Annotated in this window: 23 protein-coding genes and 1 tRNA gene; 20 read left to right on the top strand and 4 right to left on the bottom strand. The window is 71.5% G+C overall.

Annotation, left to right across the window (positions count from 1 at the left end):
- Positions 1-8: 8 nt before the first annotated feature.
- Genes recO through ACZ5L9_RS19995 form a run of 6 tightly spaced genes read left to right on the top strand, consistent with a single transcriptional unit; the run spans position 9 to position 5,408 of the window.
- Positions 9-740, top strand: a complete 732-nt coding sequence (gene recO, locus ACZ5L9_RS20020; RefSeq protein ID WP_464531625.1) for a DNA repair protein RecO — start codon at positions 9-11, stop codon at positions 738-740.
- Complete coding sequence (locus ACZ5L9_RS20015; RefSeq protein WP_464531621.1) at positions 737-2,002, top strand: YibE/F family protein; 1,266 nt, start codon at positions 737-739, stop codon at positions 2,000-2,002. Before recO ends, ACZ5L9_RS20015 begins: the two co-directional genes overlap by 4 nt.
- 9 nt (positions 2,003-2,011) lie before the next feature.
- On the top strand, positions 2,012-2,803 hold the full coding sequence (locus ACZ5L9_RS20010; protein ID WP_464531617.1) for an isoprenyl transferase: 792 nt from the start codon (positions 2,012-2,014) through the stop codon (positions 2,801-2,803).
- A 46-nt stretch (positions 2,804-2,849) separates the two neighbouring features.
- Positions 2,850-3,755, top strand: coding sequence for a metal ABC transporter solute-binding protein, Zn/Mn family (locus ACZ5L9_RS20005; RefSeq protein WP_464531613.1), 906 nt, complete (start codon positions 2,850-2,852; stop codon positions 3,753-3,755).
- Positions 3,755-4,594, top strand: coding sequence for a metal ABC transporter ATP-binding protein (locus tag ACZ5L9_RS20000; RefSeq protein WP_464531609.1), 840 nt, complete (start codon positions 3,755-3,757; stop codon positions 4,592-4,594). Before ACZ5L9_RS20005 ends, ACZ5L9_RS20000 begins: the two co-directional genes overlap by 1 nt.
- Positions 4,587-5,408 carry a metal ABC transporter permease gene (locus tag ACZ5L9_RS19995; RefSeq protein WP_464531606.1) on the top strand — a complete coding sequence of 274 codons (822 nt, stop codon included), beginning with the start codon at positions 4,587-4,589 and terminating at the stop codon, positions 5,406-5,408. Before ACZ5L9_RS20000 ends, ACZ5L9_RS19995 begins: the two co-directional genes overlap by 8 nt.
- A 35-nt stretch (positions 5,409-5,443) precedes the next feature.
- On the opposite strand, the gene ACZ5L9_RS19990 is transcribed toward ACZ5L9_RS19995, so the two are convergent.
- Positions 5,444-5,863, bottom strand: a complete 420-nt coding sequence (locus ACZ5L9_RS19990; protein WP_464531603.1) for a Fur family transcriptional regulator — start codon at positions 5,861-5,863, stop codon at positions 5,444-5,446.
- A gap of 149 nt (positions 5,864-6,012) precedes the next feature.
- Between ACZ5L9_RS19990 and ACZ5L9_RS19985 the strand changes: the two genes are divergently transcribed.
- The 7 genes from ACZ5L9_RS19985 to ACZ5L9_RS19955 all read left to right on the top strand — a co-directional run bounded on the left by ACZ5L9_RS19985 (position 6,013) and on the right by ACZ5L9_RS19955 (position 13,426).
- Positions 6,013-7,428: a glycine--tRNA ligase gene (locus ACZ5L9_RS19985; RefSeq protein ID WP_464531599.1), complete on the top strand. Its 1,416-nt coding sequence runs from the start codon at positions 6,013-6,015 to the stop codon at positions 7,426-7,428.
- 8 nt (positions 7,429-7,436) lie between these two features.
- A complete protein-coding gene (locus tag ACZ5L9_RS19980) occupies positions 7,437-8,159 on the top strand; it encodes a hypothetical protein (RefSeq protein ID WP_464531596.1) in 723 nt (240 codons plus the stop codon).
- A 40-nt stretch (positions 8,160-8,199) separates the two neighbouring features.
- Positions 8,200-9,363 carry a tRNA dihydrouridine synthase DusB gene (gene dusB / locus ACZ5L9_RS19975; RefSeq protein WP_464531593.1) on the top strand — a complete coding sequence of 388 codons (1,164 nt, stop codon included), beginning with the start codon at positions 8,200-8,202 and terminating at the stop codon, positions 9,361-9,363.
- 100 nt (positions 9,364-9,463) lie between these two features.
- Positions 9,464-10,336, top strand: coding sequence for a mucin-2 protein (locus tag ACZ5L9_RS19970; RefSeq protein WP_464531590.1), 873 nt, complete (start codon positions 9,464-9,466; stop codon positions 10,334-10,336).
- 146 nt (positions 10,337-10,482) lie between these two features.
- The gene (locus ACZ5L9_RS19965; RefSeq protein WP_464531587.1) at positions 10,483-11,721 is read left to right on the top strand and encodes a deoxyguanosinetriphosphate triphosphohydrolase; all 1,239 of its coding nucleotides are present in this window, start codon (positions 10,483-10,485) and stop codon (positions 11,719-11,721) included.
- Entirely contained in the window at positions 11,718-12,647 is a 930-nt protein-coding gene (locus tag ACZ5L9_RS19960) for a 2-hydroxyacid dehydrogenase (protein ID WP_464531584.1), read from the top strand. Before ACZ5L9_RS19965 ends, ACZ5L9_RS19960 begins: the two co-directional genes overlap by 4 nt.
- Positions 12,647-13,426, top strand: a complete 780-nt coding sequence (locus ACZ5L9_RS19955; protein ID WP_464531581.1) for a carbon-nitrogen hydrolase family protein — start codon at positions 12,647-12,649, stop codon at positions 13,424-13,426. Before ACZ5L9_RS19960 ends, ACZ5L9_RS19955 begins: the two co-directional genes overlap by 1 nt.
- Positions 13,427-13,438: 12 nt before the next feature.
- Here ACZ5L9_RS19955 and ACZ5L9_RS19950 read toward each other — a convergent pair whose 3' ends face one another.
- Positions 13,439-13,984 (bottom strand): CGNR zinc finger domain-containing protein, encoded by a 546-nt coding sequence (locus ACZ5L9_RS19950; protein WP_464531578.1) that lies wholly within the window; start codon positions 13,982-13,984, stop codon positions 13,439-13,441.
- Positions 13,985-14,078: 94 nt separating this feature from the next.
- On the opposite strand from ACZ5L9_RS19950, the gene ACZ5L9_RS19945 reads away from it, so the two are divergent.
- The 3 genes from ACZ5L9_RS19945 (at position 14,079) to ACZ5L9_RS19935 (ending at position 16,821) form a co-directional block, all read left to right on the top strand.
- A complete protein-coding gene (locus tag ACZ5L9_RS19945; RefSeq protein WP_464531574.1) occupies positions 14,079-14,519 on the top strand; it encodes a hypothetical protein in 441 nt (146 codons plus the stop codon).
- An 84-nt stretch (positions 14,520-14,603) separates the two neighbouring features.
- The gene (gene dnaG / locus ACZ5L9_RS19940) at positions 14,604-16,496 is read left to right on the top strand and encodes a DNA primase (protein WP_464531570.1); all 1,893 of its coding nucleotides are present in this window, start codon (positions 14,604-14,606) and stop codon (positions 16,494-16,496) included.
- A 252-nt stretch (positions 16,497-16,748) separates the two neighbouring features.
- A tRNA-Asn gene (locus ACZ5L9_RS19935) sits at positions 16,749-16,821 on the top strand.
- Positions 16,822-17,039: 218 nt separating this feature from the next.
- Here ACZ5L9_RS19935 and ACZ5L9_RS19930 read toward each other — a convergent pair.
- Positions 17,040-17,489, bottom strand: a complete 450-nt coding sequence (locus ACZ5L9_RS19930) for an Lrp/AsnC family transcriptional regulator (RefSeq protein ID WP_464531568.1) — start codon at positions 17,487-17,489, stop codon at positions 17,040-17,042.
- A gap of 124 nt (positions 17,490-17,613) precedes the next feature.
- On the opposite strand from ACZ5L9_RS19930, the gene ACZ5L9_RS19925 reads away from it, so the two are divergent.
- A complete protein-coding gene (locus ACZ5L9_RS19925) occupies positions 17,614-18,051 on the top strand; it encodes a rhodanese-like domain-containing protein (protein WP_464531565.1) in 438 nt (145 codons plus the stop codon).
- Here the strand turns inward: ACZ5L9_RS19925 and ACZ5L9_RS19920 are convergent.
- Entirely contained in the window at positions 18,035-18,184 is a 150-nt protein-coding gene (locus ACZ5L9_RS19920) for a hypothetical protein (protein ID WP_464531561.1), read from the bottom strand. The genes ACZ5L9_RS19925 and ACZ5L9_RS19920 overlap by 17 nt on opposite strands.
- Between ACZ5L9_RS19920 and ACZ5L9_RS19915 the strand changes: the two genes are divergently transcribed.
- The 3 genes from ACZ5L9_RS19915 to ACZ5L9_RS19905 all read left to right on the top strand — a co-directional run bounded on the left by ACZ5L9_RS19915 (position 18,167) and on the right by ACZ5L9_RS19905 (position 20,175).
- Positions 18,167-18,541 carry an N-acetyltransferase family protein gene (locus ACZ5L9_RS19915; protein WP_464536932.1) on the top strand — a complete coding sequence of 125 codons (375 nt, stop codon included), beginning with the start codon at positions 18,167-18,169 and terminating at the stop codon, positions 18,539-18,541. The two genes, ACZ5L9_RS19920 and ACZ5L9_RS19915, sit on opposite strands and share 18 nt — an antisense overlap.
- Positions 18,542-18,837: 296 nt before the next feature.
- A complete protein-coding gene (locus ACZ5L9_RS19910; RefSeq protein WP_464531558.1) occupies positions 18,838-19,647 on the top strand; it encodes a hypothetical protein in 810 nt (269 codons plus the stop codon).
- A gap of 114 nt (positions 19,648-19,761) precedes the next feature.
- A complete protein-coding gene (locus ACZ5L9_RS19905) occupies positions 19,762-20,175 on the top strand; it encodes a DUF7144 family membrane protein (RefSeq protein ID WP_464531556.1) in 414 nt (137 codons plus the stop codon).
- Positions 20,176-20,184 lie beyond the last annotated feature (9 nt).

Below are 20,184 nucleotides of genomic sequence, written 5' to 3'. Positions count from 1 at the left end.
TAGGAGACGTGCCCCTCTACCGCGACGAGGCGATCGTGCTGCGCACCCACAAGCTGGGTGAGGCCGACCGCATCATCACCCTGCTGACGCGCCGGCACGGCCGCGTCCGGGCGGTCGCGAAGGGCGTACGCCGGACCACCTCGAAGTTCGGCTCGCGGCTCGAGCCGTTCACCCACGTGGATCTCCAGATCGCCGAGGGTCGCACGCTCGACACGATCACCCAGGCCGAGACCCTCGACCTCTTCCACGCCGGGGTCGGTCTCGACTACGACCGCTACACGGCCGGCACCGTGATGCTGGAGACTGCCGAGCGGCTGGTCACCGAGGAGCGCGAGCCGTCGGTGCAGCACTACCTCCTGCTCGTCGGCGCACTGCGCGCGCTGGCGGCTGGGGACGGCCGCAGGCCGGGGCAGGTGCTCGACTCGTACCTGCTGCGCTCGCTCGCCGTCGCCGGCTACGCCCCGAGCTTCGAGCACTGCGCCCGCTGCGGCGTCGAGGGGCCGCACCGGTGGTTCAACCCCTCGCTCGGCGGCGCGGTGTGCAGCACCTGCCGCGTCCCGGGCTCGGCCTCGCCGGCCGCGGAGACCCTCGAGCTGCTCGGCGCGCTCCTGACCGGCGACTGGGAGACGGTGGCGCGCAGCGACGAACGGCAGCGTCGTGAGGCCAGCGGCCTGGTCGCCGCCTACCTGGCGTGGCACCTGGAGCGCGGCCTGCGCTCGCTGGAGTACGTCGAGCGATGAGCAGCACGCACGGTGGCCGCCGCCGGGCGGTGAGGAAGTCGCGGGTGTCCGCGTCCGGTCTCGGATTCGGGCCGCACGCGACCGCGCCCGCCCGGGTGCTGCTGGGCGTGCTCGCCCTGCTCGGCGTGGCGGCCGTGGTCGCGGTGGCGGTGCTGTGGCCGGATCGCAACGCGCTCCAGGCGCTGCAGAGCAAGGCGGAGTTCGCCCCGAGCGGCACCACGTACGTGCACGGGCGGCTGACCGATCGCACCCGGACCGACGACTCCGGCAACGAGGGCGCCGTCGTGGTCCTGACGGACGGCCCGGACAACGGCGAGGAGCGCACGATCCAGGTGCCACGCCCCGACCAGCGTTCGTCGCTGAAGGCGGGCGACACCCTGGTGCTCGCCCGTACCCCGGCCACCGGCGGCGCGAAGTACAGCTTCTTCGCCGTCGACCGCGGCATCTCGCTGTGGCTGCTGGCGGGCCTGTTCGTGGTGGTCCTGATCGTGGTCGCGCGCTGGCGCGGCGTGATGGCGTTGGTCGGGCTGGCGGTGGCCGGTGCGCTGCTGTGGTGGTTCGTGGTGCCGGCGATGCTGGTCGGCCACCACCCGGCGCTGGTCGCGTCGTCGGGGGCTGCGGTGATCCTCTTCGTCGTGCTCTACACGACCCACGGGCTGCGGCCCACCACGAGCGCCGCGCTGGCCGGGACGCTGGGCGGCGTCGCGATCACCGTCGCGCTCGCCAGCTGGGCGGTGCACGCGAGCCGGCTCAACGGCGTCACCGGTGACGCCGGAGGCGCGCTGATGTCGTACGCGCCCTCCGTCGACTTCCCGGGCCTGCTCGTCGCCGGCGTGGTCATCGCCGGCCTCGGCGTGCTCAACGACGTCACGATCACCCAGGCCAGCGTCGTCTACGAGCTGCGCGCCGCCTCGCCCGCGGCGAGCCGGCTCCACGTGCTGGGCTCGGCGATGCGCATCGGTCGCGACCACATCGCGTCCACCGTCTACACGATCGTCTTCGCGTACGCCGGGACGTCCCTGCTCACCCTGATGGTGATCCGGCTCTACGGGCAGCCGCTGTCGCTGCTGATCGGCACCGAGGACCTCGCGGAGGAGGTCGTGCGCACGTTGGTGAGCTCGATCGGGCTGATCCTCGCGGTGCCGCTGACCACCGCGATCGCCGCCCTCGTCGCCGACACCGCGGGTGATCCGCACGGACATTCGCACGGACATGCGCACGGGCACGGGCACGGCACGTCCCCGAGCGACTCGGTCGCCTAGGCTCGCTGCGTGCCATCGCTCCACCGCAAGCCGACGCCCCATCCCTCCGGCGCGACCCCGCCGCCGATCCCGGCCGATCTGGTCCCGCAGCACGTCGCGGTGATCATGGACGGCAACGGCCGCTGGGCCAAGGAGCGAGGCCTGGCGCGGACCAAGGGCCACGAGGCCGGCGAGGCGTCCCTGTTCGACGTCGTCGAGGGTGCGATCGAGCTGGGCGTGAAGGCGATCAGCGCGTACGCGTTCTCCACCGAGAACTGGTCGCGCAGCCCCGAGGAGGTCGCCTTCCTGATGGGGTTCAACCGTGACGTCATCCGCCGTCGCCGCGACGAGATGCACGAGCTGGGCGTACGGGTGCGCTGGGCCGGTCGCGCGCCGCGACTGTGGAAGTCGGTGATCAAGGAGCTGCAGATCGCCGAGGAGCTGACCCAGGACAACACGGTCTGCACCCTCACCATGTGCGTCAACTACGGCGGCCGCGCCGAGATCGCCGACGCCTCGCGTCGGATCGCCGAGGACGTCGCGGCAGGCCGGCTCAAGCCGTCCAAGGTCGACGAGAAGACCTTCGCCCGCTACCTCTACCTGCCGGACCTGCCCGACGCGGACCTCGTCTGGCGCACGTCGGGGGAGCAGCGGCTCTCGAACTTCATGCTCTGGCAGGCCGCCTACTCCGAGATGGTCTTCACCGACGTGCTCTGGCCCGACGTCGACCGGCGGCACCTGTGGGCGGCGTGCGAGACGTACGCGCGCCGCGACCGCCGCTACGGCGGCGCCCTCCCGAACGCCGTGCCGGGCGAGGCGTGAGCATCGTCGCTTTGACAGAAGTGAGAATCATTCTCATTATTAGGGTGTGAAGATCCTCCGCGCCGCCGCCCTCGCCTGTGCCGCCGCCCTGGCCGCCTCCGCCCTGGGGGCGTGCTCGAGTCCATCGGGCGCCAAGGACGGGGCGATCCAGGTGGTGGCTGGGGAGAACTTCTGGGGCGACGTCGCCGCGCAGGTGGGTGGCTCGCACGTCCGGGTCACCTCGGTGCTCGCGAACCCGGAGGACGACCCGCACGAGTACGAGTCCTCGACCCGCAACGCGATCGCTGTGGCGACCTCTCGCCTGGTCATCGAGAACGGCGTCGGCTATGACGACTTCATGGGCAAGCTGGTCGACTCCTCGGGCGCTCACCCGGCCGTCCTCACCGTCGCGGACGTCCTGGGCGTGACGGGCGCGGACGCCAACCCCCACCTCTGGTACGACGCCGCCGGGCTGCCGAAGGTGGCCGACGCGATCGCCGCCGAGCTCTCCGCGATCGATCCGGCGAACAAGGCCGAGTACGAGGACAACGCCGCGGCCTTCGTCGCGAGCCTCAAGCCCCTCGACGACGTGATCGCCCAGATCAGGCGGGAATACTCCGGCACCGAGATCGCCTACACGGAGCGGGTGCCCGGCTATCTCGTCGAAGCGGCCGGCCTCGAGCTCGGCATCCCCGCCAGCTTCCCGCAGGCGGTGGAGGACGGCTCGGACCCGAGCCCACACGACACCATCGCGTTCGACGACGCGATCAAGGACGGGACGATCAAGGTGCTGCTCTACAACGCGCAGGTCGCCGACACCCAGACCACGCAGATCAAGCAGGCCGCGACCAGCGCCGGCGTACCGGTCGTCGGCGTCACCGAGACGATGCCGCCGTCGTTCGCGCACATCCAGGACTGGCAGCTCGCCCAGGCCCAGGACCTGCTCGCCGCCCTGCAGAAGGCCGCGCAGTAATGGCCGCCGATCACGCCGCGCCCGCCGTGCGCCTGCGGGGTGCGACCCTCCATCGCGGTGAGCGCCGGCTGTGGGGCGACCTCGACCTCGACGTCGCGCCGGGGGAGTTCATCGCGATCCTCGGCCCCAACGGCGCCGGCAAGTCGACCCTGCTCAAGGTGCTCCTCGGCCTGTTGCCGCTCTCCTCGGGTACGGCCGAGGTCGCCGGCAGGGCGCCGCGACGCGGCAGTGCCCACGTCGGCTATGTGCCGCAGCAGAAGGGCTTCGACACCGACCTCGGTGCACGTGGCCGCGACCTGGTCACCCTCGGCGTCGACGGGCACCGCTTCGGCCCGTTCCGCACCCCCGGACGCGCCGACAAGGTCGAGCGCGCGATCGCCGCGGTCGGCGCTGCGGCGTACGCGGATCGTCCGATCGGGCGGCTCTCGGGCGGCGAGCAGCAGCGGCTGCGCATCGCGCAGGCCCTGGTCGGCGACCCGTCCGTGCTGCTGTGCGACGAGCCGCTGCTCTCCCTCGACCTCAACCACCAGCGCGGCGTCGTCGAGCTGCTCGACCGGCGCCGGCGCGACGCGGACACGGCGGTCCTGATGGTGACCCACGAGATCAACCCGGTGCTGCCCTACGTCGACCGGGTCGTCTACCTCGTCGACGGCCGGGTCGCGGTCGGCAGGCCCGACGAGGTGCTCACCACCGCCCGCCTCTCCAGCCTGTACGGCACCCGCATCGACGTGCTGCGCGTCGGCGACCGGATCGTCGTCCTCGGCGCCGAGACCGAGCCGCACCACGACCACGACCACTTCCACGACAAGGACGGAGGGGAGTGGCACAGCCATGGGTGACATCTGGACCTACCTGCACTACCCGTTCGCGCAGCACGCCCTGATCGCGGCGACCCTGGTCGCGCTCGTCAGCGGCCTCATCGCGCCGTTCGTCGCCGCCCGCGACATGGCGTTCGCGGTGCACGGCAGCGCCGAGCTGGCCTTCCCGACCGCTGTCGCGGGCCTGCTGATCTTCGACGACGCCCTGACCGGGGCCCTGCTCGGCTCGGTGCTGGTCGCGATCGCGATCGCGCTGCTCGGCAGCCGCCGCGGCGACGGGAACACGGCGATCGGCGTGATCCTCGCCTTCGGGCTCGGGCTGGGCGTCTTCCTGCTGAGCTTCTACCACGGCTACGCGAGCCAGGCGACGAACATCCTCTTCGGCTCCATCGTCGCGGTGACCGGCCGCGACCTGGCGATCCTCGGCATCGTCGCGGCGGTGGTCAGCGTGCTCGTGCTGGCCATCTACCGTCCGCTCTTCTTCTCCTCGGTCGACCCCGAGGTGGCCGAGGCCCGCGGCGTGCCGACCCGCGCGCTCGGGCTGCTCTTCGTCCTGATGCTCACCGTCACCGTCACCGAGGTCGCTCAGGTGGTCGGCACCCTGCTGGTGCTCTCCCTGGCGATCACGCCGGCGGCCGCCGCCCGTCGCTGGACCGCCGCGCCGCTGATGGTCACGGTGCTGTCGGTCGCCTTCGCACTGTTGGCCGCCGACGGCGGCTTCCTGCTCTCGCTGGCGTTCGTCGACTCCGGCGTGAAGGCGAGCGTCTTCATCACCTTCATCAGCTTCGGGCTCTACGTCGTGGCCCGGATCGCCGCGCTCGTACGGAAGGTCTGAGGCCGCCCGAGCCTTCGGCTCTCGGTCTTCTGGGCTCAGGCCTTGGTGGCCGCGCAGTCGGCGCAGGTCCCGAAGATCTCCAGGGTGTGGTCGACGTCGGTGAAGCCGGCGTCGGCCGCGACCTGGGCCGCCCACGACTCGACCGCCTTGCCCTCCACCTCGACAGCGCGCCCGCAGGAGCGGCAGACCAGGTGGTGATGGTGGTGGTCGGGGCCCTCGGGGGAGGACTCGCCGCACAGCCGGTAGGTCACCTCACCGCTGGTGGTGCGGATGACGTCGGCCTCGCACGCGTCGGCGAGGCTCTGGAGGTGGCGGTAGACGGTGGCCAGGCCGACCGTGTCGCCGCCGGCGCGCATCGCAGCGTAGACGTCCTGGGCGCTGTGGAAGCCCTCCAGCGAGCGCAGCGCGTCACGGACGGCGCCGCCTTGCTTGGTCACTCGCTGGGGTCGTGGCATGACTCCAGCGTACTGGTAATGGTTATCGCTCCCCAGGATCCGACCACGAGCGGCGTCGCGCCCACCCACGCGACCCGCGATCGCGCTGGATAGGGTGGAGGCCGCGTACCACAGCCGGTGGCGCGCTCAGCGATCAGAAGGAACCTCCCGTGGCCAAGGCCCCTGCTACCACCGTCGACCACGTCGTCTCGCTCGCCAAGCGGCGCGGCTTCGTCTACCCGTGCGGCGAGATCTACGGCGGAACGCGCAGCGCCTGGGACTACGGCCCGCTGGGCGTCGAGCTCAAGGAGAACATCAAGCGCCAGTGGTGGAAGGCCATGGTGCAGACCCGCGAGGACGTCGTCGGGCTCGACTCCTCGATCATCCTGCCCCGCCAGACCTGGGAGGCGTCGGGTCACGTCGCGACCTTCTCCGACCCGCTGATCGAGTGCCAGAGCTGCCACAAGCGTCACCGCCAGGACCACCTCCAGGAGGCGTACGCGGAGAAGGCGGCCAAGAAGCGGCCCGAGGACCCGGCGATCAACCCCGACGACGTCCCGATGAGCGACGTCGTCTGCCCCGACTGCGGCACCCGGGGCGCGTGGACCGAGCCGAAGGCGTTCTCCGGCCTGCTCAAGACCTACCTGGGCGTCATCGACGACGAGTCCGGCCTGCACTACCTGCGCCCCGAGACCGCCCAGGGCATCTTCCTCAACTTCGCCAACGTGGTGACCTCCCAGCGGATGAAGCCCCCGTTCGGCATCGCCCAGATGGGCAAGTCGTTCCGCAACGAGATCACGCCCGGCAACTTCATCTTCCGCACCCGCGAGTTCGAGCAGATGGAGATGGAGTTCTTCGTCAAGCCGGGCGAGGACGAGGAGTGGCACCAGTACTGGATCGACACCCGCAAGCAGTGGTACGTCGACCTCGGCATCAACGAGGACAACCTCCGGCTGTACGAGCACGCCAAGGAGAAGCTGTCGCACTACTCGAAGCGCACCGTCGACATCGAGTACCGCTTCAACTTCGCCGGCTCGGAGTGGGGTGAGCTCGAGGGCGTCGCGAACCGCACCGACTTCGACCTGACGACCCACGCGCAGCACTCCGGTGCCGACCTGTCGTACTTCGACCAGGCCAACAACGAGCGCTACACCCCGTACGTCATCGAGCCGGCGGCCGGTCTGTCCCGCTCGCTGATGACCTTCCTGGTCGACGCGTACACCGAGGACGAGGCGCCCAACACCAAGGGTGGCGTCGACAAGCGGATCGTTCTCAAGCTCGACAAGCGTCTCGCGCCGGTCAAGATCGCGGTGCTGCCGCTGTCGCGCAACGCCGATCTGTCGCCGAAGGCCAAGGACCTCGCCGCCGAGCTGCGCCGCAACTGGAACGTCGACTTCGACGACGCCGGCGCCATCGGCCGCCGCTACCGCCGCCAGGACGAGATCGGCACGCCGTTCTGCGTCACCGTCGACTTCGACACCCTCGAGGACCACGCCGTGACCGTCCGCGAGCGCGACACGATGGCGCAGGAGCGGGTCTCCCTCGACCGCATCAGCGCCTACTTCGCGGAGAAGTTCCTGGACTGACCGGTCTGATGGATCACCGTCGCGTCGCACTCCCGCTCGCGCTCACCGTCCTCGTGGCCGGTGCAGCGCTGGCGGGGTGCGGCGCGGGCTCGTCCGACGCGGGCCCGTCGCCGAGCACGGCGGCCAGTGGGAGCGCGAGCCCCGGCACGGTGCCGTCCGGGTACCCGAGCGGCGTCGACTCCGAGGCGCCTGCTGGCACCAGCCTCACCACCCCGGGATCCGCGCTCGACCTGGGGGAGAGCGCCACCGTCGCGTGGGCCCCCAGCCAGCAGCGGGTCGGCATCCTCGGCATCACCGTGACCGCCCTGCACCGGACGACCTTCGCGGACTCCTTCAAGGGCTGGCAGGTCGACGACAAGACCAAGGCGAACGCGCCCTACTTCGTCGACGCGACCGTCACCAACGCCGGCACCTCGGACCTGGGCGGCGAGTCGGTCCCGCTCTACGGCGCGGCCGCCTCCGGCGCCCTGGTCGAGGCGACCAGCTTCGCCAGCTCCTTCAAGCCCTGCGAGCCGGGCGTGCTCCCGACGCCGTTCCCGGCCGGTGCGAGCGTCGACGTCTGCCTGGTCTACCTCGTGCCACGAGGCGGCTCGCTGGACGGGGTCACCTTCCGCCCGACACAGGAGTTCGACCCCATCACCTGGACCGGCGAGGCGGTGCCCTTGTCGCCGTCCCCGGCGGCGTCGCCCGTCACCTCCGGCTCGCCGAGCGCGACCACGTCGCCCGGCTGAGGTTTTTGGCTACGCGCCGACGCGCCGGACAATGGACGGCATGAACCCGCTGCGCCTCGGTGACCTCGAGATCTCGACCCCGGTCGTGCTCGCGCCGATGGCCGGCATCACCAACGCGGCCTATCGTCGGCTGTGCCTGGAGATGATGCGGGCCGAGGGCGCCGACGGCCTGTTCGTCTGCGAGATGATCACCTCGCGTGGCCTGGTCGAGGGCGACGAGCACACCAAGGACATGCTCGTCTTCGACGAGATCGAGACCCGCCGCAGCGTCCAGCTCTACGGCACCGACCCGGTCTACGTCGGCAAGGCGACCGAGATCCTCTGCGCCGAGTACGGCGTCGCGCACGTCGACCTCAACTTCGGCTGCCCGGTCCCCAAGGTCACCCGCAAGGGCGGCGGCGGCGTACTGCCGTGGAAGCGCAACCTCCTCGGCGAGATCCTGCGCGCCGCGGTCAAGGCCGCCGAGCCCTACGGCGTACCGGTGACGATGAAGACCCGCAAGGGCATCGACGCCGACCACCTGACCTACCTCGACGCCGGCCGGATCGCCGCCGACAGCGGCGTCGCCGCGATCGCGCTGCATGGCCGTACGGTCTCGCAGGCCTACTCCGGGGTGGCCGATTGGGAGGCCATCGGCGAGCTCAAGGCCGCCGTGCCGTCGATCCCGGTCCTCGGGAACGGCGACATCTGGGAGGCCGCCGACGCGCTGCGGATGGTCGAGGAGACCGGCGTCGACGGCGTCGTGGTGGGCCGTGGCTGCCTCGGTCGCCCCTGGCTCTTCCGCGACCTCGCCGTGGCCTTCCGACAGACTCGAGGAACGTCCACCGAGTCTGTCGAGGTGCCGCCTCTCCCGAATCTGGGCGAGGTCGCCGCGATGATGCGCCGCCACGCCGAGCTGCTCTGCGGCCACATGGGCGAGGAGCGCGGGTGCAAGGAGATCCGCAAGCACGTCACCTGGTACCTCAAGGGCTTCCGTGCCGGCGGCGACATGCGCCGCGACCTCGGCCTGGTCAAGACCCTCGCCGACCTCGACCGGCTGCTCGCCGAGCTGGACCCGAGCGAGCCGTTCCCGGCCTCCGAGCTGGGCGCTCCGCGCGGTCGCCAGGGGGCTCCGCGCGAGAAGGTCGTCATGCCCGAGGGCTGGCTCGACGACACCGACGGAGTAGGCTGCTCGATCCCGGAGGACACCGTCTCCGGCGGCTGAGGGATTCGGTACCCGTGCGGGTATGTGGTCTACTCGTTCGGAGTCGAACCGCCTCGGACCGGCGGCTCCGCCCCTGATGTCGACAGCAAGGATCAGCGCTGTGGCCGGTAGCCACAAGCGGGACACCGATGCCCGCCCGTCGTTCCTGCGACGGACCACCCTGCCCGTCTTCGCCGCGTCGACGGCTCTCGTGGTGACCGGTGGCGCCGTCGCGCTCGGTCTCGCGATGCAGGGCGGCGCGAACCTGAAGGCCGTCGACATGGCCGACGACCTGGGTCGGGTCGCGGCCACCGCGACCTCGAGCGCGGCATCCAGCGCGAGCGCCACCGGCACGCCTGCTCCGGTGGTCTCTCCGAGCGCCGTCATCTCGCGGGCGGCGGTCGCCTCACGCTCGTTGACCCGCACCAAGATGTACGCCGACGTCGACCTCAACCTCTGGACCGCGCCCGGCGACAGCGCCGCGCTCGACGGTGAGCTCGCGGAGGGTGACGTCGCGATGTCCACCGGTCTCAGCCGCAGCGGCCGCGACCAGGTCCTCGTCGACGGCGAGACCCGCTGGGTCACCCCGGGCCACCTCTCCACCGACAAGCCCGAGCCGGACCCGGCCAACGGCGCGCTCTCCGATGCGCCGTGCCCGGACAGCAGCGTCGAGAACGGCCTCAAGCCGCAGACCGTGCGGGTCTACCGCGCGCTGTGCCACGCCTTCCCGCAGATCACCTCCTACGGCGGCTGGGCGCCCCGCTCCGAGCACGACACCGGCAACGCCATCGACGCCATGACCAGCGACAAGGCGCTCGGCGACCAGATCGCCGCCTGGGCCCAGGCCCACGCCGCCGAGCTCGACGTCTACGACGTCATCTGGTGGGACCAGATCTGGACGCCGGTACGCGCCTCCGAGGGATGGCGGGCCTACGGCGACCACGGCTCGCCGACCGCGAACCATATGGACCACGTCCACATCGGCACCAACTGAATCGCCGCGGCAGCGGGACGGAACGTCCCCGGCGTTGTCGTCGTTCGACGGCCGCTCGCGCCGCAGGCCGCCTTCGGCCCTCCGCCTCGGGGCCGCCACACCGTCCCGCGACGGCTCTCGTCGGAGCCAGTCGCTAGGGTCGCTGCGTGGACGCCCTCTATGACGCGCACGACCGCGAGCGTGTGGTCGCCGAGCCGCCCAAGCGGGTGCTCGCGCCGGAGCGCACGCCGTTCGAGCGGGATCGGGCGCGAGTGGTGCACGCCGCCTCCTCGCGCCGCCTGGCCGCCAAGACCCAGGTGGTCGGGCCCCAGGCCGACGACTTCGTCCGCAACCGGCTGACCCACAGCCTCGAGGTGGCCCAGGTCGCCCGCGACGTCTCCCGCGCGCTCGGCTCCCAGCCGGACATCGCCGAGACCGCCGCGCTCGCGCACGACCTCGGCCACCCGCCCTTCGGTCACAACGGCGAGGAGGTCCTGGCGGCCGTCGCGGCCGATGCGGGCGGCTTCGAGGGAAACGCCCAGACCCTGCGGATCCTGACCCGGCTCGAGGCCAAGACCTTCGACGCGGCGCAGGAGTCGGTCGGCCTGAACCTGACCCGCGCGACGCTCGACGCGTGCACCAAGTACCCATGGCGGCGCGGTGATCGTCCGGGCCCGAAGTTCGGCGTCTACGCCGATGACCTGCCGGTCTTCACCTGGCTGCGCGACGGCGCCCCCGCGATGCGCACGTGCGTCGAGGCCCAGATCATGGACCTCGCCGACGACGTCGCCTACTCCGTCCACGACGTCGAGGACGGCGTCGTCGCGGATCGGCTGAGCCTCACGACGCTCGACGTGGCTGCGGTCGGCGAGGCCGTACGCGCCGGCTACCGCCCCGATCTCGGCGATGACGATGTGGCCGACACCCTGGCAGGGCTCGCCACCGTCGGCTCCTGGCCCACCCGGCCGTACGACGGCACCCGCCGGGGTCTGGCCGCTCTCAAGAACCTCACCAGCGACCTGATCGGGCGCTTCTGCGGCGCGGTCCAGCAGGCCACCTTCGACGCGGCCGCACCGGGCACCGCGTTCACCCGTTACAACGCCGACCTGGTCGTGCCCGAGCGGACCCTGCGCGAGATGGCCGTCCTGAAGGGGATCGCGGCGCACTACGTCATGCAGAGTGACGACCGGATCGCGCTGATGGCACGCCAGCGCGAGCTGCTCGCCGAGCTGGTCGCCGTCCTTCTCGACCGGGGACCGGACGCACTCGACCGGCCGTTCGTCGAGGACTGGGCCGCGGCGGGTGACGACGCCGCGCGCCTGCGGGTCGTCCTGGACCAGGTCGCCTCGCTGACCGACCCCACCGCCGTCGCCTGGCACGAGCGTCTCATCGGAGGAGCACGATGAACCACCGTCCCCTCGTCTGGCTGCCGTTCGAGCCGAGCGAGCTCGGCGAGTCACCCTCCGGCCTCCGGTACGAGGTCGTCGACCCGATGCGGCACATCCCCGACTCGGTCGGCGACGTCTCCTTCTACGTCACGCCCTACAACATGGGTCCCGCGGTCGCCGATGTCCTGCCGCGGATGACGTCGCTCCAGGTCGTGCAGACCCTCAGCGCGGGCGTCGACAACATCCGCCCGCGCGTGCCGGCCGGTGTCACGCTGTGCAACGGGCGCGGCATCCACGACACCTCGACCGCCGAGCTCGCCCTCGCGCTGATCCTCGCCTCCCTGCGCGAGCTGCCGCGGTTCGTGCGTCAGCAGGAGCGCGGCGAGTGGGTGCGTGACGGGTTCACGGAGGCGCTGGCCGACAAGCGGGTGCTGATCGTGGGGTACGGCGCGATCGGTGCCGCGATCGAGGCGCGGCTGCGGCCCTTCGAGTGCGAGGTGGTCCGGGTCGCGCGCACGGCCCGCCAGGGCGCATCCGTCGTCCACGCCATCGACGAGCTGCCGGCGCTGCTGCCGGAGGCCGACGTCGTCGTCCTCATCGTGCCCCTGACCGAGGAGACGCGCGGCCTGGTGGACGCCGACTTCCTGAGCCGGATGAGGCGCGGCGCGTTGCTGGTCAACATGGCCCGTGGGTCGGTGGTCGACACCGATGCGCTGATCGAGGCGCTGCACGCCGGGCAGGTCACCGCGGCGGTCGATGTCACCGACCCCGAGCCGCCGCCGCCCGGACACCCGCTCTGGAGCGCGCCGGGCCTGCTGATCAGCCCGCACACCGGGGGAGCGAGCAGCGCGATGTGGCCCCGCGCCCACCGCCTCGTCCGGGCTCAGCTCGAGCGCTTCGCCGTCGGCGAGCCGCTCGCCAACATCATGAGCGGGGACTACTGATGCTCACCGCGGCCGCCGTCCAGGCCGAGGCGGTCCCGGGTGACCTGGCCGCCAACCTCGCCTCCGCCGCGCGCTGGATCGAGCGGGCCGCCGAGCGCGCCGCGACGCTGGTCGTCCTCCCGGAGGCCTTCACCACCGGGTACGACGACGCCGCCTTCGCCGGTCCGCTGCCGGCCGTCGACCTCGCCTGGACGGCGCCCGTCCAGTCCGCCGTCGACGCCGTCGGCGCGACCGCCCTGCTCAACACGCCGCTCGACCACGGCACGCACCGCACCCTGAGCACCGTGGTCCTGCGTCCGGGTGTCGAGCCGGTGGCGGCCTACGCCAAGCAGCATCTCTACGACTCCGAGCGTGAGCACTTCGTCGCCGGTGAGCGCGGCGCGACGGTCGGCATCGGCGGCCACGACGTGGCGTTGTCGGTCTGCTACGACGCCAACTTCCCCGAGCACGCCGCCGATGCGGCCGGCGCCGACGTCTACGCCAACAGCGGCGCCTACTTCCCCGGCGGCGAGCATCGCCGCGACCTGCACTACGCCGCGCGGGCACTCGACAACGGCGTCTACGTCGTCTTCGCCGGCCTGATCGGGCGTCCGTACGACTTCATCGGCGGCTCCGCGATCTTCGACCCGGAGGGACGGATCCTGGACCGGGTCGCACCGGGTGTCGAGGGGATCGCCGTTGCCGGCATCGACCCCGGGTGGATCGCGGAGGTCCGGGCCGCACAGCGGATGTGGGCCGATCGACGTCCGGGTCTCGGAGCCCGCCGCTCGATCGGCTGAGGAGCCGGCGAGCTACGCCGTCGCGGTCTTCTGCCGGGCCCGGAAGTTGGACGCCTTGACCCGGTTGCCGCAGGTCCTCATCGAGCACCACTCGCGCCGGCCGCCGCGCGAGCGGTCGAGGTACACCTGGGTGCACTCGGGGCGGCTGCACTCGCGCAGCAGCGCGGCGTCGTCGCCCCCGACGATCTCGACCGTCTCCCGGGCCAGTGCCGCGAGGCCCTGGGCCACGGTGCCGGTGCGGCGCACACCGCCGTCGAGGTGCAGGCCGACGGGCAGGCCGCCGGCGTACGCATTGAGCGCGGTCACCGCATCGGCCGGCAGCGCCTCGCCGTGCAGGCGCGCGCCGACGAGCGTGTAGATCACCTCGCGCAGCGCGACCGCGTCGTGCAGCGCCGCGTCCTCGGCCGCGGGTGCCTCGTCGAGCATCCCGGACTCGAGGAACCACGCGTCGAGCGCGGCGGGGGAGTCGAGCATCTCGCGCGGCGCCTCGTAGCGGCGCGCACGCAGGGTGCCGACGAAGTCGAGGGCGAGGGTGCCGCAGGGGAACGCGTGGACCATGCCGCGAGCCTACCAGGAAAACCTGCTTGACAGGTTACGAAGTCGGCGACAGGATCATAACCAGTCAAACCAGTTACCAGATCAGGAGAGCCTCATGACCGTCATCCGCTTCCACCTCGACTCCGCCCTCAGCCAGCCCGAGCTGATGGAGGTGCTGACCGACTTCGGTCCGACCCGCGCCGAGGCGTGGCCGAGCATCGACGCCGAGCACCTCGTCGTCCACGAGCGAGGAGAGGGGTGGGCCGAGGTCACCGAAGGCACCGCGGCGGCGTGGGAGCGGGCCCGCTACGCGTGGGACGACGCCCGGGGCCGGGTGGAGATCAGCACGCACGAGTCCAAGCTCTTCGGGCCGGGCGGAGGCTGGGTCTTCCAGCTCTCGCCGCTCGTCGCGGGAGGGGTCGCCCGTACGCGGGTCGACGTCGAGCTCACCCGTACGCCGTCGTCCCTGAAGGGCCGGATGCTCGCCGCGTTGCTGCCGCTCGTCGGGCCGTCCAGCCTGCGCACGTCGTTCCGAGGCCCGCTGCAGGCGGTCTGACCGTGCGGGCGAGCCCCGTGCCCGGACCGCCCGGTCGCCCCGTCGCTCACCCGGCGGCTCGCCCCGTCGCCTAGGATCACGCTCGTGGCCGGCCGCATCCTCGACAAGAGCATCCAGGAGGTGCGCGAGAAGGCCCGGATCGATGACGTCGTGAGCCAATACGTCACGTTGCGCAACGCGGGTGGCGGCTCGATGAAGGGGCTGTGTCCCTTCCACGACGAGAAGTCGCCGAGCTTCCAGGTGACCCCGGCGCGGCAGATGTTCTACTGCTTCGGCTGCCAGACCGGCGGCGACGTGATCAGCTTCGTGATGAAGATCGACGGGCTGGGCTTCGGTGAGACGGTCGAGCGGCTCGCCGAGAAGTACGGCGTGCCTCTCGAGCGCGAGGAGGGCGACGGTCGCGAGGAGCGCCCGCGCGGCCCCCAGCGCGGCAAGCTGATCGAGGCGCACAAGGTCGCCGCCGAGTACTTCGCCGAGCAGCTGCTCGCCCCCGGCGCCCTGCCGGCGCGCACCTTCCTCGCCGAGCGCAGCTTCGACCAGGTGGCGGCTCAGCGGTTCGGCATCGGCTTCGCGCCGACCGACGGCAAGGCCCTGCACCAGCACCTGCGCGGGCGCGGCTTCTCCGAGGAGGAGCTGGTCGTGGCCGGTCTGGTGCGGCAGAGCGGCTGGAGCGTCTTCCAGGGGCGCCTGGTGTGGCCGATCCGCGAGTCGAGCGGTGATGTGATCGGCTTCGGGGCGCGCAAGCTCTTCGACGACGACCGGATCGCGGGCAAGTACATCAACACCTCCGAGACGCCGATCTACAAGAAGAACACCGTGCTGTACGGTATCGACCTGGCGCGCGAGGGGATGCGCAAGACCGGCCAGGCCGTGGTGGTCGAGGGGTACACCGACGTGATGGCCTGCCACCTGGCCGGCATCACCACCGCCGTCGCCACGTGCGGCACGGCGTTCACGCCCGACCACGCCAAGGTGGTTCGCCGGTTCATGGCCGACCACACCCAGTCCTCCGGCGAGGTGGTCTTCACCTTCGACGGTGATGCGGCCGGCCAGGCGGCGGCGATGAAGGTCTTCAGCGGCGACTCCGAGTTCACCTCCCAGACCTACGTCGCGGTCGCTCCCGACGGGCTCGACCCCTGCGATCTGCGGATCCAGCAGGGCGATGAGGCCGTTCGGGATCTGATCGCCGGTCGTCAGCCGCTCTACCGCTTCGTCCTCGGCAACCTCTTGGCCAAGCACGACCTCGATCGGGCCGACGGCCGTGTCGACGCGCTGCGCGAGGGCGCACGGCTGGTGTCGAGCGTGCGCGACAAGTCCAAGGTCGACGCGTTCGCGCGCGAGCTCGCGGCGATGGTCGGGGTCGACCCGGACCAGGCGCGAGCCGAGGTGCGGCGCGCCGGCGCGCGTGACAGCCGGGCATCGTCGGGCGGTGCTCCCGGCGCCGGCCAGCGACGCGATGCCGTGCCGGTCGCCACGGATGCTCCGCAGCGTCCGCCCGTACCCGACCTGCGAGACCCGCGCTTCGCGATCGAGCGCGAGACGCTGCGGGTGCTGATCCAGCACCCGGTCGCGGTCGGTCGGCTGACCGCCGACATCACCACCGCCGACTTCCAGCACCCCGCCTACCAGGCCGTCTGGGGGCTCATCGCTGCCGCGGGTGGGCCCGGAGCGGGTGCCGGAGACAATGCCTGGGCAACGAAGCTCGCCAGCGCCTCCACGACGCCGCAGCTCACCGGGCTGGTCAGTGCCCTGGCGGTCGAGCCGATCACCACGCACCGGGAGCCGGACGCGGGCTACGTCGCCGAGCACGTCGTACGTCTGCGCGAGACGGCGCTGCAGCGCCGCATCGCGGACGTCCACAGCCGGCTCCAGCGCACCAGCCCGACCGACGACGTGGCGGGCTACCAAGCGCTCTTCGGCGAGCTCGCCGCGCTCGAGCAGCAGCGCCGCTCGCTGCGCGAGCGCGTCATCGGCTGACCCTCTCCGACCCGAGAGCGCTGAGCAGGTGCAGGGAGGGGGACGCCTGCTCAGCGCTCGGTCCGTGGGTCGGCGCGCGGCCGTGCGCTCATGGTCCAGAGGGTCTAGCCCGTTCGCATCATGCACCCAGGACGATAGGCCTGTCACCCGGTGGCGCAATGCGATCGCGCTCGCCGGGGTGCAGCCCCGATTTGGAGGTGGAGGGCGGGGCGTTGCTAAGGTTTCGCCCGTCGCTCAGCAACGAGCGGCTGATCCCCGATAGCTCAATTGGCAGAGCTTCCGACTGTTAATCGGACGGTTGTTGGTTCGAGTCCAACTCGGGGAGCAAGATCGAAAGGGCCTCTGACCTGCTGATGCGCAGGACGGAGGCCCTTTCTGCGTCTGAACGCACCGGACACGCATCGGTGGACACCCGCGATCACGCGTATCAGCGCGGCAGTGCCGCGAGTGCAGCCTCCACCTCACCGCTCTCAGACACCCGAAATCCGTCACCGGCTCGGCGCCAACCGGGTCGACTGATGTCGGGCGGCAGCCTCGAACGTCTCAGTCGACCTGCCGGCCGACCGGCCGGCGCGGCAGGGGCGAGGAGTAGACGACGCTCGTCGTGACCGAGCCGAGACCGCCGATCCGGCCGGAGATCTCCTCGAGGTTGCGCATCGAGCGGGCGGCGACCTTGAGGATGAAGCAGTCGTCACCGGTGACGTGATGGGCTTCCAGGATCTCAGGGGTCACCTCGACCAGGTCGCGGAAGGGCTTGTAGTTGCTGTTCGGGTAGCGCAACCTGATGAAGGCCAGGATCGGCATTCCGACCGACTCCGGGGCGACCACGGCGGCGTACCCTCCGATGACTCCCGCTTCCTCCAGCCGGCGGACGCGCTCGGTGACCGCGCTGGCCGACATGGACACCGCGCGGGCCAGGTCGGCGAAACTGGCCCGGCCGTCGCTCTGGAGCACGTCGAGGATGCGCCAGTCGACGGCGTCGAGTTCGGTCATAGCGCCGATGTTGCCGGGACTTCCCGGTGGGAGCAACTCAACGCCGCGACTTCCCCGGAGCATGGATGAAAGTGCCGGGGATCGCCACTGTCCGAGCCGTCCTGTCGGCCGTAGCGTTCTCGCCATGGACACCACGCCCGCTGACGCAGCCGCCTTCTTCACCGCCCGCCTCGCCTTCCAGACAGATGTCTCCGACGTCCACGCAGCCCTCGAGGCCGGCGACCCCGGCTTCGTCCTGGTCGACTCGCGCAGGGAGCCCGGCTGGACCCAAGGCCACATCCCCGGCGCGCTGCACCTGCCGACGGGCGAGATCGCCGCTCGTGCGGTCACCGAGATCGACCGTGGCCTCCCGGTGGTCACCTACTGCTGGGGACCGGGCTGCGACGGCGCGACCCGGGCAGCCCTCGCCTTCGCCCGTCTCGGATATCAGGTCAAGGAGATGATCGGCGGCATCGAGTACTGGATCCGCGAGGGCTTCCCGGTCGCGACCGCATCCGCGATCGAGCAGCGCGAGGCCGACCCCTTGGTCGCGCCGCGGGACGGGATCAACTGCGCATGCTGACGCCCACCGGACGGACGGACGGCGCCGTCCGTCCGAGCCGGCCGATCTTCCCCAGCTCGCCCGACTCTGCGCGGATCACGCCGCCTTCGAGGGCGCCGCACCCGTCGCCGCCGATCTGGCGGAGCTGCTGCACCAGCCGCTCTTCGGTGAGCGGCCCCGAGCCTGGTGCCTGGTGGCCGACCGAGGTGGCGAGCTCGTCGGCTATGCGACCTGCTCCCTGGAGTTCTCCACCTGGGCGGCGGCCGACCACGTGCACCTGGACTGCCTCTACGTCGTCGAGCGGTGCCGCGGCGAGGGCTGGGGACGCGCGTTGCTCGAGGCAGCCCGGGTGAGTGCCCTGGCACGCGGCGTCGCCGAGCTGCAGTGGCAGACGCCGGCGTGGAACGTCGACGCGATCGGCTTCTACGAGCGCGCCGGTGCCCGTGGCCTGGCGAAGGCGCGCTTCTCCCTCGCGGCCGCGCGGCCTCGCGATGTCGTTGGTGAGGTCTAGGGACGGGCGAGAGCGCGCTCTCGACGTGGACGCGAATCAGCCCGACTCATTGATCGAACACCTGGCCATCGACGGCCTCGGCACGGTGCCGAGCCGTCTTCGCGGCTCGCGGCGGCGGGCTGGTGATGGGGATCACCGCCAGGTTCGCGTCAGAACGTTGGTAAAGGAACGTTCAACTAGGTGATGCGGTCCTGTGTGGATCCGCATGCAGCGACAGAACTGCGATGCACGCCGGTGCGCTTCAGCGCGGTGGTGCATCACGTCGCGTCCCTGTCCCCGCCCCGAGGAACGTCTGCTTGTCTTCATTGCCGAACCTGCCCTTCCGCCCCGCCGGCAAAGCCGGTCGTCATCGCCGCGAGCGCTCGCGGGGTGCTCGACGAGCCGCCGCACTGCTCCCCGTCACGTCGGTCGCCGTCGCGGCTGTCGTCGTGGCGGCAGCCGGACACGACGCGTCCGCCGACGCATCGGATGCGACGGCTGCGTCCGCGACCCCGGTGAGCGCCGAGGTGGCTGCCGCGCCGACGACGAGCGCGGCCTCGGCCATCGCGGCCGCGACGGCCGAGGCACGGACCAGCGTGTCCCGTTCCTTCGACCGCACCGCCCCGAGGCATCGTGCCCACAAGCGGCACGCCGAGCACGCGAAGCACTCGCGGCACGCGAAGCACTCCCCGCACCCTCATCACCCCCGGCACCGGGCGAGTTCGCAGCCGCCGTTCGCTCCCAGCAACGCCGCGCGGACGGTCGCCTCGGCGAAGAGCTCGGACTACAACGTGCCGGGGCTGTGCCTGCAGTGGTCGCGGGAGCAGGCCGACATCCCGTCGAAGTACCCGACCGCGGCCGTCGCGTGGACGCATGCGAGCGGGCGGCACCCCCGGAGCATGAACCCGCCCCGCGGTGCCGCGGTCTACTGGACCGGAGGCAGCAGCGGCGCCGGCCACATCGCCATCTCGGTCGGGCACCACAAGGTCCGCTCCTCCGACGCCGGCGGCTCGGGTCAGGTCGCGACCGTCCCGATCAGGAGGCTCACCGCGGAGTGGCACCTGCACTACGCGGGCTGGGCGAACTCGATCAACGGCTACACGATCCCCGGCGTGCTCGCGGGCTGACGCCCCTCGCCCGCAGGCCGCCGGGACGGCGGGTCGCCTGATGTGGGTGACCCGCCGGCGTCGTCCCGGTGCCTACGGTGCTGGCGTCCCGTCCACGACGTCAGGAGAGGTCCCGTGAGCACGCACCGAGACAAGGCCACGGACATGGAGCGCGAGCTCGCCGGCATCAACCTCAGCGCTGCCGCCGTCATGCTCATCATCGTCGGGGTCTGCCAGCTGCTGCTGGGCATCGCCGCGGCAGCCGACGACGACATCCTCGTCGCCCACGACGGCTATGCCTTCGAGCTCGACGTCACGGCCTGGGGGTGGATCCACATCGTCCTCGGGATCTGTGCGATCGCCGCGGGCCTGGGCACGCTCGCACGCTCCTGGTGGGCCGAGCTGGGCGGGGTCATCGCGGCGACCCTGGGCATCATGAGCTGCTTCCTGTTCCTGCCGTACTTCCCGCTGTGGACGATCGTCCTCATCGCGATGTACGCCTTCATCGTCTGGACGACCACCCACGAGCTCGTCGAGAACCGGCCCTAGATGGCACCC

This window comes from Nocardioides sp. JCM 18998, from assembly GCF_055391535.1.
Note: the sequence above shows the minus strand (reverse complement) of the source record. Positions and strands in the feature narration are given on the sequence as shown.

What these genes read in the sequence shown, in the direction of transcription:
- ACZ5L9_RS20015 (WP_464531621.1), top strand. Translation starts at nt 737, where the DNA reads ATGAGCAGCACGCACGGTGGCCGCCGCCGGGCGGTGAGGAAGTCGCGG.
- ACZ5L9_RS20000 (WP_464531609.1), top strand. Translation starts at nt 3,755, where the DNA reads ATGGCCGCCGATCACGCCGCGCCCGCCGTGCGCCTGCGGGGTGCGACC.
- ACZ5L9_RS19995 (WP_464531606.1), top strand. Translation starts at nt 4,587, where the DNA reads ATGGGTGACATCTGGACCTACCTGCACTACCCGTTCGCGCAGCACGCC.
- ACZ5L9_RS19990 (WP_464531603.1), bottom strand. Translation starts at nt 5,863, where the DNA reads ATGCCACGACCCCAGCGAGTGACCAAGCAAGGCGGCGCCGTCCGTGAC.
- ACZ5L9_RS19980 (WP_464531596.1), top strand. Translation starts at nt 7,437, where the DNA reads ATGGATCACCGTCGCGTCGCACTCCCGCTCGCGCTCACCGTCCTCGTG.
- dusB (WP_464531593.1), top strand. Translation starts at nt 8,200, where the DNA reads ATGAACCCGCTGCGCCTCGGTGACCTCGAGATCTCGACCCCGGTCGTG.
- ACZ5L9_RS19960 (WP_464531584.1), top strand. Translation starts at nt 11,718, where the DNA reads ATGAACCACCGTCCCCTCGTCTGGCTGCCGTTCGAGCCGAGCGAGCTC.
- ACZ5L9_RS19955 (WP_464531581.1), top strand. Translation starts at nt 12,647, where the DNA reads ATGCTCACCGCGGCCGCCGTCCAGGCCGAGGCGGTCCCGGGTGACCTG.
- ACZ5L9_RS19950 (WP_464531578.1), bottom strand. Translation starts at nt 13,984, where the DNA reads ATGGTCCACGCGTTCCCCTGCGGCACCCTCGCCCTCGACTTCGTCGGC.
- ACZ5L9_RS19945 (WP_464531574.1), top strand. Translation starts at nt 14,079, where the DNA reads ATGACCGTCATCCGCTTCCACCTCGACTCCGCCCTCAGCCAGCCCGAG.
- ACZ5L9_RS19930 (WP_464531568.1), bottom strand. Translation starts at nt 17,489, where the DNA reads ATGACCGAACTCGACGCCGTCGACTGGCGCATCCTCGACGTGCTCCAG.
- ACZ5L9_RS19925 (WP_464531565.1), top strand. Translation starts at nt 17,614, where the DNA reads ATGGACACCACGCCCGCTGACGCAGCCGCCTTCTTCACCGCCCGCCTC.